This is a genomic window from Nostocoides veronense (genome assembly GCF_039531185.1).
Taxonomy (GTDB): Bacteria; Actinomycetota; Actinomycetes; order Actinomycetales; family Dermatophilaceae; genus Nostocoides_A; species Nostocoides_A veronense.
On sequence record NZ_BAAAPO010000006.1, the window covers coordinates 73,359 to 89,034 of the forward strand.

A 15,676-nucleotide genomic window follows, 5' to 3' on the forward strand; every position below is an offset into this window, starting at 1 on the left:
CCTCATAGGTCAAGACGCCGCAGCGCTGTCCTTGGTTGCCTTCTGACCTGACGTTTAGGCAGGTCACCGCGGCAGATCGTAACCGGCACGGCTGTGCACCAGCAGCCCCTCGGCGCACAACTGCTCGGCGAGTCGCGCCACGCGTTCCGGCTCCCCGAGGCCTTCGAGCACCTCCGGCGCCAGGGGCGCGGTTGCGGCCCGGGCCAGCGCGAGGATCCGGCCGCGCAGCTGCCGATCGGTGCCCTCATACCCCTGCCCCTTGCGCACGGGCCCGTCGTATGCCGGTCGGCCCGCCGCCACCCATCGGCACCGGTCTCGGACCGGGCAGTCCTCGCAGCGCGGGGCGCGGGCCGTGCAGATCAGCGCGCCGAGTTCCATGGCGGCGACATTCCAGGCGTTGGCGCGGTCTGGTTCCGCGGGCAGCCACTCCTGCGCGAGGGCTCGCTCGGCCGCCGTCAGGCTCGGGGCGGCTTGCTCTCGTCCGAGCGCGATACGCGTCAGGACGCGGCGGACATTGGTGTCGATGACGACGAGCGGGTTGCCGAAGGCGAAGGACGAGACGGCTGCCGTCGTGTATTCGCCGACGCCGGGGAGGGCGCGCAAGTCAGCCGGATCGCTGGGGACCTGGCCGTCGTGGCCCTCGACCATGGCCTTCGCGGCTCGGTGCAGTCCGAGCGCGCGGCGTGGGTAGCCCAGCCGATCCCACGCGAGGATGACATCGGCGGGCGAGGCGCTGGCGAGGGCGGCCGGGGTCGGCCAGCGCGCCAGCCACGCCTGCCACGGGCCGATGATCCGCGCGATCGGGGTCTGCTGGGCCATCACCTCGCTGACCAAGACGCCCCACGGGGTGGCGTCGCGGTGGCGCCACGGCAGGTCGCGCCCGGCCACGGCATACCACCGGAGCACGGCATCGTGCACGGCCTCGCGGAAGGCAGCCTCGCTCACACGTAGCGTTCGAGGATGCTCGACTCGGCCAGGCGGGTCAGGCTCTCGCGGATCGTTCGGGCCCGGCCCTCGCCGACGCCGTCGACGAGCATCAGGTCATCCTGGGTGGCGGTGAGCAGCCGCTGCAGGGTGCCGAAATGCTCGACAAGACGCTCGAAGACCGAGCCGGGCAGGCGCGGGACGCGGTTGAGGAGGCGGTAGCCACGCGGGGAGATGCTGGTGTCGAGGCCGTCCGGCCCGCCGAGGCCGAGTATGCGGGCGCACGAGGCGGCGTCGAGCAGCTCGGTGCGGCTCAAGGCGGCCAGGCCCCCGACCACCTGACTGCGCAGATCCTCACCGCCGGGGTCGGCGACATAGTCGCGGATCAGCCACTCCAGATCGTCGGCGAGGCCGCTGGTCAGCTCCTCCAATTGCAGGGTGAGGAGACGGCCGTCGACACCCAGCTCCACGACATACCCGTTGATCTCCCCGCTGATCCGGCGCACCATCTCCAGCCGCTGCAGGACGGCTGAGACATCGCGAACCGTCACGAGGTCCTCGATTTCGAGGGCGGACAAGGTGGCCGTGACCTCATCGAGGCGGGCGCGGTAGCGCTCCAGCGTCGCGAGGGCTTGGTTGGCCTTGCTCAGCAGTTCGGAGGAGCCTTCGAGGACGTGGCGGGCGCCCGCGACATACATCTGCACGATCCGCATCGACTGGCTGACCGAGACGACCGGCATCCCCGTCTGCTTGGCGACCCGCTCGGCCGTGCGATGCCGGGTGCCGGACTCGCTGGTCTCGATGTCCGGGTCGGGGACGAGTTGGGTGGCGGCGCGCACGATCCGGCTCAGGTCGGAGGCGACGACGATGGCGCCGTCCATCTTCGCGAGCTCGCGCAGGCGGGTGGCGGAGAACTCGACATCGAGCGGGAAGCCGCCGCTGCACAGTGATTCGACGGTGCGGTCGTGCCCGAGGACGATCAGGGCGCCGGTGCGGCCGCGCAGGATGCGCTCCAGGCCATCGCGCAGTTCGGTGCCGGGCGCGAGAGCGGCCAGGGTGGAGCGATAAAGGTCATCGTCCGACTGCGGGGCCACGCGGATCCTTCGGGTGTTGGTGTATGCCGGCGGTGGGCCACCGGGCTGTGGTGAAGTCTAGGCCGGGGTGGCGCGTGGGGCCTGTCAGTGGCCATCTCTACGGTTGCGGTCATGGCGAGGACAACACGATCGACGACCTTCCGGTGTGCGGAATGTGGCTGGAGCACGGTCAAGTGGGTTGGCCGCTGCGGCGAGTGCCAGGCGTGGGGGTCGGTCAGCGAGGTGGGGGCGCCGACCACGAGGACGGCCGCGGTGGTCAACGCTGGGCGCAAGCCCGTGCCCATCGGTGAGGTCGATGTGACGAGGGCGGCGGCTCGCCCAACGGGCGTGGCCGAGTTCGACCGGGTGTTGGGTGGCGGGTTGGTGGCGGGCGGTGTTGTTCTGGTCGCGGGGGAGCCGGGGATCGGCAAGTCGACCCTGTTGCTCGACGTGGCCGCCCGGGCGGCGCGAGGTGGCGCCTCGGTGCTGTATGTCAGCGGCGAGGAGTCCGCGGCCCAAGTCCGGGCGCGCGCTGAGCGCATCGAGGCGATGGCGGCGGAGTTGTATCTCGCGTCCGAAACCGATCTGGGGACGGTTTTGGGGCAAATTGAGGGCCTGCGTCCTGGGCTGGTGGTTATCGACTCGGTGCAGACGCTGGCGAGTGCCGATGTCGATGGGGCGGCGGGGAATGTCTCGCAGGTGCGCGAGGTCGCGTCGGCGGTGATATCGGTGGCCAAACGGCTGGGGATCGCCACGGTTCTGGTCGGGCATGTGACCAAGGATGGGTCGATCGCCGGACCGCGGATCTTGGAGCATCTGGTCGATGTGGTGGTGGCCTTTGAGGGGGATCGGCATTCGCGGCTGCGACTGGTGCGCGCGGTCAAGAACCGCTTCGGCCCGACCGACGAGGTCGGCTGCTTCGATCTCAGCGACGCAGGGATCGTCGGGCTGGCGGATCCGAGCGGGCTGTTCCTCAGTTCCCGCGCGGGGGCCGTGCCGGGCACCTGCATCACGGCGACCCTCGAGGGGCGGCGCCCGCTCATCGCGGAGGTGCAGGCGCTGGTCTCACCCTCCGCTTTGCCGACGCCTCGACGGGCGACGCATGGGGTGGATGCGAGCCGGGTCGCGATGATCACGGCGGTGCTCGACAAACGGGCGGGTGCGCCGCTTCTGCACAATGACGTCTATATCTCGACGGTTGGTGGCGTCACATTGCGCGAGCCGGCCGCCGATCTCGCCGTTGCCATGGCGATGGCGAGCGCCATCCTTGATGTGCCCCTCGACCCGCGCACGGTGGCGATCGGCGAGGTGGGCCTGGCGGGGGAGATCCGCCCGGTGCAGGGGATCGAGCGCCGGTTGGCCGAAGCGGGGCGGCTCTCATTCACGACGGCGCTGGTGCCGGTGGGGGTCCTGGGGACCGTGCATGTGCCGGCCGGTTTACGCGTGGTCGAGGTGGCGGATATCCGGGCTGCGGTCGGGCAGTTGCCGGCCCGACCCGAGCCGGTGCGCCAGCGCACCGAGCGCGTTTCCGTGCCGGCGAGCTACCGCGGTCCTGGGCGGGGGTATGCCGCCCCGCCCGCCCCACCCCCGCGCCTGCGGGCCGTGCCCGACCCGACGTAAGGGTCTGGTCGCTGACCCTCGTGGGCTCAGTGGCTAAAGGCGTGGCGTCCCGTGATGGCGTTGCGATAGAACGCGGGGATGCTCTCGTGGCGCGCGATCCGCAGGCTGTGGTTGCGGCGCACAACCGGAATTGCCGCGGCGATGGCGGTGCCGGCGAAGACCAGCGCGCCGATTCCGAGCATGGCGGCGAGGTAGGTGACGAGGGGCATCAGGTCGAGCGTGAATGACATGGTCGTGGTCCTTTCGGAATGAGTTCTACATCTGTAGTGCATAAAGAACGCTACACCTGTAGTGTCCGTTATGCAACATTTGTAGTTGCTTCGGGGTGTTACCCGCGCCACGCCTAAGTGATCGGATGCCCAGGTCAGGGGTGCGGGTCGGCGCAGAGGGCGTCGATGAGTTGCCGAGTTGCCGTGGTGACCCACTCGGCACGGTGCTGCGGATGTTGCAGTCCCGCGGCCAGGAGCACGCCTTGGAAGGCGGCGGCCGTGGCCTCGGCGCGTTCGGCGGCCCGTGGTGCGCCGACACTGTGCGCGATATCGACGACGAGGCGCACGAACTCGCGTCGAGAGACATCGAAAACAGCGGCCAAGGCGGGCGTGCGCATGGCTTCAATGCCCAGTTCGGCCTGCACCCGGACCAGGCTCGAATCGGCGGTCAGCGCCACCAGATGCCGCGCCACCTCGGCGCCGACGAGATCGTCCCGCTCGGCGCCGGAGTGCTCCCGCGAGATCGCCTCGACCCGGTCCCGCAGGGCGCTGATCATGTCGGCCAGTTGTCGCGCCACCTGCTCGGTGAGGCCGGTCAGCAGGGCCAGCCGCGTGCGGAAGTAGCCGCTGGTCGAGCCCTCGGGCACGCCCGCCTGGGCATCGACTGCTCGGTGCGTCAGAGCGCGTAGGCCGCCGTCGGCGACGACCGCCGTTGCTGCCTCGAGCAGCTCGAGCCGGCGGCCGGTAGCCAAGGGGGGCAGGGACATGAGCCTCATTGTGCCGCGCGCCGAAGCGGCTCAGAACCGGCGCCACCACAGGTTCACGGCATAGTCGACCTCGTTGCCGGCATGGCCCGCGAGGATCCGTTCGGCTGCGGCCGGCTCGAACTCGATCCGCACAATGGCCTCGAAGCGCCCCCGGTCTGGACACTGCCACCGCGCATCGATCGCGATGGCCTCGAATCCCCTTCTGCGCCAAAAGCGTTCGACGGCAAGAGCGTCGTATGCCGGGAGGCCGTCCCGAAACCACCTGCCGAAGGTCGAGCGTGTCGCGTCATTGTCCAAAAAGGCCGCTACCCCGCCTGGTGCGACAACCCGCTCGACCTGCGCCAGTCCTGGCTCGCAGCCAGGCCCGAAGAAGTAGGCCCAGCGCGCCACCACCAGATCGAAGCTCGCCGCGGCGAAGGGCAGCTCCGCGGCGGCGCCGATGACCACCTCAGCGCGCCGTGTCGCCATGGTCGCAATCGTCCGCGCGCCTGCCGGGGCACCCACGCCCGCCGGATCCGGTCGAGTTCGGGAAACACGCCCATGATCGGGCCCTCGCGTCGGCGTGTTTCCCAAACTCGACGGATGAGGGCCCGGCGCAATGCGCGCCAAGGCCCGGGCCGCGAGCGGCGGGTGCGGCTCCAGCCCCACGACGCTAGCGGCGCCTCGGGCCGCGAAGCGGGGCAGGTGGAAGCCAGCACCACAGCCGATGTCCAAAACCCGAGCCCCGGCGATGGGGCGCAACCGGTCAATGGCTGCCTCGACATACTGCTCCTGGTCGAAGGCCTCGTTCTCCCACTCGTAAATGTCCGGGTGATCCCAGATGTTCGGGCTCGGCGCGACACCACCGGCCGCGGCCGCCGCCCGGCTCATCGCGCGTTCATCGCGCGTTCATCGTTTGCGGGTGCGCCGCTCGCGGGCCTCGATGGTCGCCGGGTGGATCAGCAGCGGCAGCAGGGTGCGAGCGCCACGGGATCGCACCAGGCGCACATTGAGTAGGTGAGCCTCGCAGCGGACGACCAGTTCGTCATACCCTTCCGGGCCCATCAACTCCACGAGTTCGGCGCGCAGCGAGCGATAGACCGGCTCGCGTCCCACGTGAGCGGCGGGGTTGCCGGAGCAGTACCAGTCCAGGTCGTGCCCGCCCGGGCCCCAGCCGCGCCGGTCGTACTCACTGATCGACACCTCCAGATAGGACGTCTCGTCCGGCAACTCGACCGTGCGATAGGTGCGCCGGATCGGCAACTGCCAGCACACATCCGGTTTCGCCGTATGCGGAGCGCGCCCGGTCCGGACTGCCTGCTGGTGCAACGCGCAGCCCGCCCCGCCGGCGAAGCCCGCCCGATTGAGAAAGATGCACGCGCCCTCGACGACCCGCGTCTTCGTCGCGGAACCCTCCCGCTCGGTCCACGCCTTGGTCTTGGTGGAGGACGGTTTGAACTGCCATGTCGACTCGTCCAGCTCCGCAGCGATCAGCGCCACCCGGTCGCGATCGTCGTCATCGGTGAAATGCGCGCCCAAGGTGCAGCAGCCGTCATCGGGGCGGTCGGCATAAATGCCCTGGCAGCCGTTGCCAAAGATGCAGGTCCAGCTCGATGTCAGCCACGTCAGGTCACACCGGAAGCGTTGCTCGGTATCCGCTGGGTCGTCGAACTCCACCCACACGCGGGGGATCTCCAGCGGCGTCTCGCTCACGAGGGGAAACTGTATGCACCGTAGGCTGTCCCCGTGCGACTGGGCGTGATCGATATCGGATCGAACACCGTCCACATGCTGGTTGTTGATGCGCACTATGGCGCTCGGCCGCTGCCCGCCGCGACGCACAAGATCGCCCTGAAGCTCTCCGAGCACCTCCACGGCGACCAGATCGGCGAGAGCGCCATCACGACCCTGAACGACTACCTCGACCGCGCGCGCGACCTCATCGAGGACCAGGGGGTTGAAGATGTCGTCGCCTTCGCCACGAGCGCGATTCGCGAGGCCGCAAATGGCGATAGCGTCCTCGACCAGCTCTCGGAACGCGCCGGCACCCGAATCCAGGTGCTCAGCGGCACCGACGAAGCCCGCATGACGTTCCTCGCGGCCCGAAGGTGGACCGGGTGGTCGGCCGGCAACCTACTCGTCCTCGACATCGGCGGCGGCTCCCTCGAATTGGCCATCGGCCTCGATGAGGAGCCCGACTCGGCGGTGTCGGTGCCCTTGGGCGCCGGGCGCGTCACCAACAATCTGCTGCCGGGCGACCCGCCGTCCCCCGATGTCGTTCGCGAAGCCCGCCGCGCGATCCGCACCCAACTCGCCGCCGCCGTGCGCCCGATCCTGCGTATGCCGAACCCCGACACCGTGGTCGCCACCTCCAAGACGTTCCGCTCGCTGGCTCGGCTGGCCGGGGCCGCGCCGAGCGCCGAGGGCCCGCTCGTGCGCCGCACCCTGCGTCGCCAGGACCTCAAAGAGGTTGTCGACCTGCTCACCCCGCTGACGGCGACCCAGCGAACCCGGCTGTCCGGGGTCTCCGCAACCCGATCCCGCCAAGTCCTCGGCGGTGCCCTTGTCGCCGAAGCCGCCATGGACCTGTTGCATGTCGACGACCTGACGATCTGCCCATGGGCGCTGCGCGAAGGCATCATCCTGCGCCGCCTAGACACCCTTTCCGATGTCGTCACGGACACGACGGGCTGGATCGGCGATGTCTGAGACGCCGGTGGCGATCCCTGCGGCGCCGGTGGCCTTGAGCACCGCGTCGGTCTATCCGGAGTCGGTCGCCACCGCCTTCGGTCTCGCCGCCCGCCTCGGCTATGACGGCCTCGAAGTCATGGTGATGCCAGAGCCGGTCAGCCGCGAGGCCGGGGCGCTGGCAGCACTCTCGGACCTGCACGGCATACCTATCGTCTCGATCCATGCCCCGACTCTGCTTCTGACGCAACGGATTTGGGGACCGGATCCGTGGACGAAGGTCGATCGGTCGATCGAATTGGCGCAGGAGGTCGGCGCCTCCACGGTCGTCGTGCACCCGCCGTTCCGGTGGCAGCGCGAGTATGCCGAGGGTTTTGTCGAGGGGGTCAAGGAGCGCGAGGCCGAGACCGGAACGATCATCGCGGTCGAGAATATGTTTCCGTGGCGGGCTCGGCAGCGGGAGATGCTGGCCTACCTGCCGCACTGGGATCCGGTCGGCGTCGACTTCGACCACGTCACCTTGGACCTCTCGCACACCGCGACGGCCGGCTCGGACGCCATGGCCATGGTTCGGGACCTCGGCCCCCGCCTCACCCATCTCCATCTGGCGGACGGGACCGGCCTGATCCGCGACGAACATCTCGTCCCCGGCCGCGGCAACCAACCGTGCGCCGAGGTCCTGGAGGCGCTCGCCGCCGGGGGATTCGGGGGCAGCGTGGTGGTGGAGGTGTCGACGCGGCGGCTGGATCCGCATACCCGCAGCGGCGACCTCGCCGAGGCCCTCGCCTTCGCCCGGCTCCACCTCGCCGGACCCGCCCCGTCATGAGCCCGCGCGGTCGGCGGCCGGCGGGCTCGGACACCCGAGGCGAGATCGTCGAGGCGGCCCGCGCGGAGTTCGCCGAGCGGGGGTATGACGCCGCCTCCCTGCGCGGGATTGCTCGCCGCGCCGGCGTGGATTCCGCTCTCGTGCATCACTATTTCGCCGGCAAGCCCGCGCTTTTCACCGAAGTGATGACGGTGCCCGTGGACCCGGCATACCTCGTGGAAACTGTCATCGGCCAGCCGCGAGAGCGGGTGGGGGAGGCCCTGGTGGCGACCTTCCTGGGTATCTGGGATTCGCCGGAAGGGCAGGAGCGCTTCGCCGCACTCGCCCGGTCGGTGCTGACGCACGAGGAGGCGGCGCGGATGCTGCGCGAGTTCCTTGTGCGTGAGGTTTTTGCCAAGGTTGCGGTGGCGCACAATCCGGGCCTCGACCCCGCGACGGCCGAGCTGCGCGCCACGCTTGCGGCTGGTCAATTGCTTGGCATGGCGATGCTGCGCTACCTCCTGCGCTTCCCCGCCCTGCGCCGCGCCACTGTGCCCGAGTTGATCGCCGAGGTCGGCCCGGTGATCCAGCGCTATCTCGCGCCGGACGCGTGAACAGTGCTGCGCCGCAGCCGGATTGACTAACTTCTGCTAGCAGAGGTTAGTCAACTGTGCACATGTTGCACCCTGTCCACAGTTGACTAACCTGTGCTAGCAGAAGTTGCGCGACACCCCGGACGCACCACATCCTCAGTCGGTGCGGCGGCGCAGGGTGAGCGAGCCGAGAACAAGGGCGGCGAGGATCCAGGCGGCGATGACCAGCATGTCGGTCGCGGCGTCGCCGAGGGCGTCGGCCGAGGTGGCGACGGCCGACATGGCGTCCACGGCGTATGACAGCGGCAGGACATCGGAGATCGCCGACAGCACGTCGGGCAGCCTGTCCCGCGCAACCAAGAGCCCGCACAGCAAGAACTGCGGCAGGATGAAGGCCGGCATGAACTGCACCGCCTGAAACTCGGTGTGCGCGAACGCACTTGCCAGCAGACCGAGCGCCGTGCCGAGCACGGCGTCGAGCACGGCGACGACGACTAGCACCCACACCGGGCCGGCCACATCGAGCCCGCACACGAAGACGGCAAAAGTCGTCGCCACCAGCGCCTGAACCACGGCCATCAGCCCGAACGCCAAGGCATAGCCGAACATCAGGTCCGCCTTGCCCAGCGGCCCGGCCAAGAGCCGCTCCAAGGTTCCGCTCGTCCGCTCGCGAAGGGTCGCCACGCTCGTCACGACGAACATCACCACGAACGGGAAGACGCCCAGGAGGGCTGGCCCGATCCGGTCGAAAACCGGCGTGCCATCAAAGATCCACGCGAGCAACCCGAGCAGCACGCATGGCACCACGAGCAGCAATCCCACGGTCCGGTGATCACCGCGAATTTGGCGCAGCACCCGGCCTGCAGTCAAAAACGTCAGACGAGGATTCATCGCGAGCCTCCGGCGGCATCGATCAGGGCGAGAAAGGCGGCATCGGCATCTGTCGTGCCGGTGCTGCGCAGCAGGTCCTCCGGGGTGGTGTCAGCCAGCAACGTCCCGTCACGCATCAGCAACAGCCGGTGACATCGGGTGGCCTCGTCCATGACGTGACTCGACACGAGCAGAGAGGTCCCGCGCTCGGCGAGCCGGTGGAAGAGTTCCCACAGATCGCGCCGCAGCACGGGGTCCAGGCCGACCGTCGGTTCATCGAGGATCAACACCTCCGGATCGCCGACCAAAGCCGCCGCGAGCGAGACCCGGGAGCGCTGGCCGCCAGAGAGCTTCTCGACGCGGCGATCGGCATAACTCCCCAGGTCCACCGCCGCGATCGCGGACTCAACGGCCTGAGCACCAGCCCCCACGAGACCACCGAAGTACGCGGCATTTTCGTGGACGCTCAGGTCCGCATACACACTCGGCGCCTGGGTGACGTAGCCGACCCGGCGGCGCAGCCCCGCCGAGCCAGCCGGCTCCCCAAGCACCTCGACGCTCCCGCCAGCGACCTTTTGCACTCCGACGATGGCGCGAAGCAGGGTCGACTTGCCGCTCCCGCTCGGACCGAGCAATCCGACCACCCGCCCACGGGGGATCGTGACGCTCAGGCCCGGGAGCACCACCGTCCCGCCCCGCACGACTTTCAGATCCTGGATGACGACCGCCGCAGCGTTATTCATCATGTGGTGAAAATAGCACCGCCATCACGACAGGACAAGCGGACGCGCCCGAGCCATAGTGTGACCCTTATGGGCCCGGCCGATCTGTTGCGCAAGTCCCTGCTCACCCTCGCCGCGGACAACCGCGTCCGCGACCTCATCGAGCGCGCCCCCGTCAGCCGCTCGGTCGTCAAACGCTATGTGCCCGGGGCGTATGACAGCGATGCCGTCGCCGCGGTCGCCACCCTCCGGGCCACGGGCCGCTGGGCCACCATCGACTTCCTCGGCGAGGACACGACCGACCCGCAGCAGGCGGAGGCGGTCACCACGGCATACCTGCGGCTCTTGGATCTCCTTGCCGCCGACCAGCTCACGGCCCGCGGGGAAGCCGAGGTCAGCGTCAAACTCAGTGCCATCGGCCAGCAACTCGAGGGCGGCGACGCGATTGCCCTGGCCAACGCCCGGCGCATTTGCGAGGCCGCCCAGCGCCTGGGCACGACGGTCACCCTCGACATGGAAGACCACACGACCACCGACCGCACGCTGACCACCCTGGCAACCCTGCGCGCGGACTACCCCTGGGTTGGGGTGGCGATCCAGGCCTACCTGCACCGCAGCGAGGCCGACTGCGCCGCGCTCGCGGGCGAGGGCAGCCGGGTGCGGCTGTGCAAGGGCGCCTATTCGGAGCCGGAGGAGGTCGCCTTCCAGTCGATGGACGAGGTGGACAAATCGTATGTCCGCTGCCTGCGAATCCTGCTCTCCGGCAAGGGTTATCCCATGATCGCCACCCACGATCCGCGCCTCGTCGAGATCGGGACGGCGCTCGCGCGGGAGGCCGGTCGCGCCCCGGATTCCTTCGAATTCCAGATGCTGTATGGCGTGCGGCCCGAGGAGCAGCGCCGCCTCGCCGACCGCGGGCATCGGATGCGCGTCTACATCCCCTATGGGGAAGAGTGGTACGGCTATCTGATGCGCCGGATGGCCGAGCGGCCCGCCAATGCGATGCTGTTCGTCCGCTCGTTGATCTCTCGTGGATAGGACCTTTCGGTGACCATTGCCATCTTCGGCGCAGGCGTGATGGGCGAGACGCTGCTCTCCGGCCTGCTGCGCTCCGGGATTTCTGCCGATGACGTGGTCATCACCGAGCGGCGTCCCGAGCGGGTTGCCGAGTTGGAGGCGAGGTATGCCGTGCGCACACTCGACAACCTTCAGGCCGCCTCCGCCGGTGACGTTCTCGTCCTCGTGGTCAAGCCCCAGGACATGGTCGCCCTGCTCGAAGAAATCGCGCCCGCCGTTGCCCCCGGCAATCTCGTCGTCTCCCTCGCCGCGGGCGTGCCGACCGACGCGATCGCGGCCGCCCTGCCCGAGGGCACCCCGGTGGTGCGGGTCATGCCGAACACGCCTGCCCTCGTCGACCAGGGCATGGCCGCCCTCAGCCGCGGCGCCCACGTCAGCGACGAGCAGATGGAGCAGGCTATGGCGCTGCTGCGCTCGTGTGGCAAGGCCGTGGAGGTGCCGGAGGGCTACCAAAATGCCGTGACGGCCATCTCCGGCAGCGGGCCCGCATATGTCTTCTATGTCGTCGAAGCCATGATCGAGGCGGGCGTCGTGCTCGGCCTGCCCCGCGCCACGGCGACCGAACTGACGGTCCAGACGCTCTATGGCGCGGCGACGATGATCCGCGAAACCGGCACCCATCCGACGGTGCTGCGCGAACAGGTCACCTCGCCCGGCGGTACCACCGCGGCCGCCCTGCGCACCCTCGACGATCACAAGGTGCGGGCGGCCTTCGTCAGCGCGATCGAGGCCGCAGCGCACCGTTCGCGCGAGCTCGCGGGCGGCTGAGACCGGGCGTCACGCTGTGCGTGAACGCTGCGTTAACGGATACCGTCCAGGCAGCCGCACCCGCTCTGGCATGCCAGGATGGTCCCTATGACTGAGATCCGAGTGCGTTCCTTGTCCGAGGAGGATTGGGCGACCTACCGCACCAACCGGCTGGCCGCGCTCGCCGAGTCACCGGAAGCTTTCGTCGCCCAATTGGCCGACGAGCAGGCGTATGACGAGCAGCTATGGCGGCTGCGGATGCGCCGGGCCCAGCGGATGCTGGCCGAGGTCGAGGACGAGGCCGTGGGCATCGTCAGCGTGGGCGAGCTCGCGGACGCGGACAACACCGCAGAGATCTTCGGCCTGTGGGTGCGCCCCGACTGGCGCGGCAAGAGCGTCGCGGCCAAACTCGTGCGCGCGGCGTCCGAGCAGGCCAGGGAGGACGGTTTCGACCGGATCGCCTATTGGGCGGGCACCGACAACGGCCGCGCCGTGGCCTTCGCGTCCAGCTTCGGCTTCCGGCCCACGGGTCGGCGCCGTCCGATGCGCGTGACTAACGGCGCCGATGACGAGGAAGAGATCGCGATGGTGCTCTCCCTGGCCGAGGACCGCTCGCGGTAGGAACGGCTGCCCTCGATCATCACGGGCGCGCGGCGAAGCGTTCGATCAGGCTGGACGGACCGGACACAATCAAGGTGTCGTGGGAGGTGACCTTGGTTTCCGGGGTGGCGTGCACGAAGTCCAAACCGGGGGACTTCACGCCGACGATCGTCACGCCATACTTCGAGCGAATCTGGCTCTGGCCCAAGGTGAAACCGATCGCCTCCGACGGCGGCGACATCTTGACGATCGCGAAACCGTCATCGAACTCGATGTAGTCCAGCAGGCTGCCGCCGACCAAGTGCGCCACCCGGCGGCCGGTCTCCGCCTCGGGGAGCACGACATGGTGGACCCCGATCCGATCCAGGATCCGGGCGTGCTCGGGGGAGAGCGCCTTGGCCCAAATGTCGGGGACGCCGGCGTCGACCAGATTCGCGGCCGCGAGCACGGAGGCCTCCACGGATGAGGCGATGGCGACGATGGCGACCGGGAAGTTCTGGCACTTCTGGTCGGCCATGACTCGCGGCAGGCTGGCGTCCCCCTGCACGACCTTGAAGACCTTGCCGAGGAAGGACTCCGCCTTCACCGGGTCCTTCTCCAAGGCGGTCACGCGGTGTCCGAGGCGGTTCAATTCGATGGCCGCGGCGGCGCCAAAACGCCCCAGGCCGACGATCAGGACATCGTGCTGCTTCTTGCCCACCGTGGGTTTCTTCCCTTCGAGGTCGGATGCCCCATACCTGGCACAGGAGGGACGCGGTAGCGTGCTTGGCATGGTCGCACAGGCGCGCGTGATCTGGGATCCGAGCTTCACGGCATACAACTTCGGCCCCACCCACCCCATGGCCCCCCTGCGCCTGGACCTGACCGAACGCCTCTGTGAAGACCTCGGCATCTGCACCGCCGGCGACCTGATCAACCCGCCCATCGCCAGCGACGAATTGCTCGCCACCGTCCATGACCCGGCCTATATCGCCAAGGTCAAGGAGGCGTCCGCTGACCCGTCCGCCGCCGACCCGGCATACGGCCTGGGCACCGACGACGACCCGGCCTTCCCCGGGATGCACGAGGCCAGCGCCCGCATCGTCGCCGGGACCGTCGAGATCTGCCGGCAGGTCTGGGCCGGCGAGATCGAGCACGGTGTGAACTTCTGCGGCGGCATGCACCACGCGATGCACGATCGGGCGGCGGGTTTCTGCATCTACAACGACATCGCCGCCGGCATCCGCTACCTGCTCGATCAGGGAGTGGAGCGGATCGCGTATGTCGATATCGACGTCCACCACGGCGACGGCGTCGAGGCCCTGTTCGTCGACGATCCGCGGGTCCTGACCGCCTCCATTCACGAAAGCGGCCGCACGCTCTTCCCCGGCACCGGCTGGGCCCGCGATATCGGCACCGGCAAGGGGGAGGGGTATGCCGTCAATGTCGCCCTCCCGCCCGGCACCACCGACTCCGCCTGGCTGCGTGCCATTCGCTCCAGCCTGCTGCCCATCGTGCGCGCCTTCCGCCCGCAAGTCCTCGTCACCCAGCACGGCTGTGACACGCACGCCGACGACCCGCTGGCCAACCTCGTGATGACGGTCGACGCTCAACGCCAGGCCGCGCTCGACCTGCACGAACTGGCCCATGACGTCTGCGACGGCAGATGGGTCGCCCTCGGCGGGGGTGGGTATGCCGTGGTCGACGTCGTCCCCCGCGCCTGGACCCACCTGACGGCGATTGCGAAGCACACGCCTATCCCGGTGGACACGCCCACGCCAGAGGGATGGCGGGAGTATGTCGAGAAGCTCACCGGCCGCCCCGCTCCCACCCGCATGGGTGACCTGCCCGTCGGCGAGTCGCCCATCTGGGTGCAGCCCTGGGCCATGGGCTACAACCCCCACAGCCCCGTCGACCGCGCGGTCATGGCCACCCGCGAAGCCACCTTCAGCCACCACGGCCTAGACGTCTGGTACGACTGAGCCCTCTGCTACGTCTCCTCCTCCCGCTCGTGGTGCCCGCTGGCGCGGTCCCCACTCGCGGTCATCGTCGACTCCGCGAGTCCACGACCGCCCTCGCGGCCCCGTCTCGCCGCATCGTCGCCTCCGCGAGTCCACGACCGCCCTCGCGGCCCCGTCTCGCCGCATCGTCGCCTCCGCGAGTTCACGACCTCCCTCGCGGCCCAGCCGGCTACAGGAATGCCCCAGGCGCACGGCATACACCGGCTCTGAACTGCGTCTTTGCCAGTCCCGCGGGCCACGGGCGCGGCATCCTGTAGCCCGCCGGGCCGGACTGGGCAGGCCACGGCGGCGGATTGTTCGACTCGGCTGCGGCGTGGCGGCTGGACAGGCGGACAAATTTCTCACTCTCGCGGCCATCTTCGGCTTCCCACGAGTCACAACTGCCCCTATGGTTGCTCTCGACGATTTCCGCGCTGGGAGAGAGTCGGGCGCTGCCCGACGCTGCGCGGTCAGAAATGGCGAGGTAACTATGTCTGCCGACCGGCAGCTCTCCGAGGTCCGCTTCCTGACGGTGGCCGAGGTGGCGTCGATCATGCGCGTGTCCAAGATGACGGTCTACCGCATGGTGCATGGCGGTGAGCTCCCCGCCATCCGCGTCGGTCGCTCCTTCCGCGTCCCCGAAGATGCCGTGGACGCCTACCTCAAGTCCTCCTATATCGAAACCGCCTGACGGTTCGATCCGCAGACCGCCGCGCCGCCCGAGCTGGGCGGCGCGGCGGCGTGCTACCTACGGGACACCGCGTCCGCACGACGACCCGTTTTGGGGCCGTCATGCCCGGGCGGTTAAGCTGACCCGTCGGTACCCGAGCGCGCCCACCAGGTGAGCGCCGGGCAGCCGGGCACCACCGAAATTTCGCCTCGAGCACCAAAGGTTCGACATATGGGTTCTGTGATCAAGAAGCGCCGCAAGCGGATGGCGAAGAAGAAGCACCGCAAGCTGCTGCGCAAGACGCGTCACCAGCGTCGCAACAAGAAGTAAGCCGCGACCGGCGCGGAGCCCGC

The 15,676-nt window shown here is 69.1% G+C and carries 19 protein-coding genes; 10 read left to right on the forward strand and 9 right to left on the reverse strand.

Features of this window, described 5'->3' with window-relative positions; all coding sequences use genetic code 11:
• Positions 1-63: 63 nt before the first annotated feature.
• Positions 64-945, reverse strand: a complete 882-nt coding sequence (locus ABD225_RS01410) for an HhH-GPD family protein (RefSeq protein WP_344080155.1) — start codon at positions 943-945, stop codon at positions 64-66.
• Positions 942-2,018, reverse strand: a complete 1,077-nt coding sequence (gene disA / locus ABD225_RS01415; protein ID WP_344080159.1) for a DNA integrity scanning diadenylate cyclase DisA — start codon at positions 2,016-2,018, stop codon at positions 942-944. Before disA ends, ABD225_RS01410 begins: the two co-directional genes overlap by 4 nt.
• Positions 2,019-2,129: 111 nt before the next feature.
• On the opposite strand from disA, the gene radA reads away from it, so the two are divergent.
• Positions 2,130-3,617 carry a DNA repair protein RadA gene (gene radA / locus ABD225_RS01420; RefSeq protein ID WP_344080162.1) on the forward strand — a complete coding sequence of 496 codons (1,488 nt, stop codon included), beginning with the start codon at positions 2,130-2,132 and terminating at the stop codon, positions 3,615-3,617.
• Positions 3,618-3,643: 26 nt separating this feature from the next.
• Here radA and ABD225_RS01425 read toward each other — a convergent pair whose 3' ends face one another.
• The 4 genes from ABD225_RS01425 to ABD225_RS01440 all read right to left on the reverse strand — a co-directional run bounded on the left by ABD225_RS01425 (position 3,644) and on the right by ABD225_RS01440 (position 6,285).
• A complete protein-coding gene (locus ABD225_RS01425) occupies positions 3,644-3,847 on the reverse strand; it encodes a hypothetical protein (protein WP_344080165.1) in 204 nt (67 codons plus the stop codon).
• Between the two features lie 134 nt (positions 3,848-3,981).
• Positions 3,982-4,593 (reverse strand): TetR/AcrR family transcriptional regulator, encoded by a 612-nt coding sequence (locus ABD225_RS01430; RefSeq protein ID WP_344080168.1) that lies wholly within the window; start codon positions 4,591-4,593, stop codon positions 3,982-3,984.
• 30 nt (positions 4,594-4,623) lie between these two features.
• Entirely contained in the window at positions 4,624-5,463 is an 840-nt protein-coding gene (locus ABD225_RS01435) for a class I SAM-dependent methyltransferase (protein ID WP_344080171.1), read from the reverse strand.
• Between the two features lie 18 nt (positions 5,464-5,481).
• Positions 5,482-6,285: a DUF3109 family protein gene (locus ABD225_RS01440; protein WP_344080174.1), complete on the reverse strand. Its 804-nt coding sequence runs from the start codon at positions 6,283-6,285 to the stop codon at positions 5,482-5,484.
• Between the two features lie 33 nt (positions 6,286-6,318).
• On the opposite strand from ABD225_RS01440, the gene ABD225_RS01445 reads away from it, so the two are divergent.
• From ABD225_RS01445 to ABD225_RS01455, 3 genes are read left to right on the forward strand one after another with little or no spacing between them, the layout of a single operon-like run.
• Positions 6,319-7,281, forward strand: a complete 963-nt coding sequence (locus tag ABD225_RS01445) for a Ppx/GppA family phosphatase (RefSeq protein WP_344080177.1) — start codon at positions 6,319-6,321, stop codon at positions 7,279-7,281.
• On the forward strand, positions 7,274-8,086 hold the full coding sequence (locus tag ABD225_RS01450; RefSeq protein WP_344080180.1) for a sugar phosphate isomerase/epimerase family protein: 813 nt from the start codon (positions 7,274-7,276) through the stop codon (positions 8,084-8,086). Before ABD225_RS01445 ends, ABD225_RS01450 begins: the two co-directional genes overlap by 8 nt.
• Positions 8,083-8,679: a TetR/AcrR family transcriptional regulator gene (locus ABD225_RS01455; RefSeq protein WP_344080183.1), complete on the forward strand. Its 597-nt coding sequence runs from the start codon at positions 8,083-8,085 to the stop codon at positions 8,677-8,679. Before ABD225_RS01450 ends, ABD225_RS01455 begins: the two co-directional genes overlap by 4 nt.
• 135 nt (positions 8,680-8,814) lie before the next feature.
• On the opposite strand, the gene ABD225_RS01460 is transcribed toward ABD225_RS01455, so the two are convergent.
• Both ABD225_RS01460 and ABD225_RS01465 read right to left on the reverse strand, forming a co-directional pair.
• Entirely contained in the window at positions 8,815-9,549 is a 735-nt protein-coding gene (locus ABD225_RS01460) for an ABC transporter permease (RefSeq protein WP_344080186.1), read from the reverse strand.
• Positions 9,546-10,274 (reverse strand): ABC transporter ATP-binding protein, encoded by a 729-nt coding sequence (locus tag ABD225_RS01465; protein ID WP_344080189.1) that lies wholly within the window; start codon positions 10,272-10,274, stop codon positions 9,546-9,548. The genes ABD225_RS01460 and ABD225_RS01465 overlap by 4 nt, the downstream gene beginning before the upstream one ends.
• Positions 10,275-10,340: 66 nt before the next feature.
• On the opposite strand from ABD225_RS01465, the gene ABD225_RS01470 reads away from it, so the two are divergent.
• The 3 genes from ABD225_RS01470 to ABD225_RS01480 all read left to right on the forward strand — a co-directional run bounded on the left by ABD225_RS01470 (position 10,341) and on the right by ABD225_RS01480 (position 12,695).
• Entirely contained in the window at positions 10,341-11,288 is a 948-nt protein-coding gene (locus ABD225_RS01470; RefSeq protein WP_344080192.1) for a proline dehydrogenase family protein, read from the forward strand.
• A 9-nt stretch (positions 11,289-11,297) separates the two neighbouring features.
• Entirely contained in the window at positions 11,298-12,095 is a 798-nt protein-coding gene (proC, locus tag ABD225_RS01475) for a pyrroline-5-carboxylate reductase (RefSeq protein ID WP_344080195.1), read from the forward strand.
• A gap of 87 nt (positions 12,096-12,182) precedes the next feature.
• Positions 12,183-12,695, forward strand: coding sequence for a GNAT family N-acetyltransferase (locus tag ABD225_RS01480; protein WP_344080198.1), 513 nt, complete (start codon positions 12,183-12,185; stop codon positions 12,693-12,695).
• A gap of 19 nt (positions 12,696-12,714) precedes the next feature.
• On the opposite strand, the gene ABD225_RS01485 is transcribed toward ABD225_RS01480, so the two are convergent.
• Positions 12,715-13,374: a potassium channel family protein gene (locus ABD225_RS01485; protein ID WP_344080201.1), complete on the reverse strand. Its 660-nt coding sequence runs from the start codon at positions 13,372-13,374 to the stop codon at positions 12,715-12,717.
• Between the two features lie 70 nt (positions 13,375-13,444).
• Here ABD225_RS01485 and ABD225_RS01490 point away from each other — a divergent pair, with 70 nt between their 5' ends.
• The 3 genes from ABD225_RS01490 (at position 13,445) to ABD225_RS01500 (ending at position 15,653) form a co-directional block, all read left to right on the forward strand.
• Positions 13,445-14,635, forward strand: coding sequence for an acetoin utilization protein AcuC (locus tag ABD225_RS01490; RefSeq protein WP_344080203.1), 1,191 nt, complete (start codon positions 13,445-13,447; stop codon positions 14,633-14,635).
• Between the two features lie 508 nt (positions 14,636-15,143).
• Positions 15,144-15,344, forward strand: a complete 201-nt coding sequence (locus ABD225_RS01495) for a helix-turn-helix domain-containing protein (RefSeq protein ID WP_344080206.1) — start codon at positions 15,144-15,146, stop codon at positions 15,342-15,344.
• A 210-nt stretch (positions 15,345-15,554) separates the two neighbouring features.
• Entirely contained in the window at positions 15,555-15,653 is a 99-nt protein-coding gene (locus ABD225_RS01500) for a 30S ribosomal protein bS22 (protein ID WP_003792170.1), read from the forward strand.
• Positions 15,654-15,676: the final 23 nt, after the last annotated feature.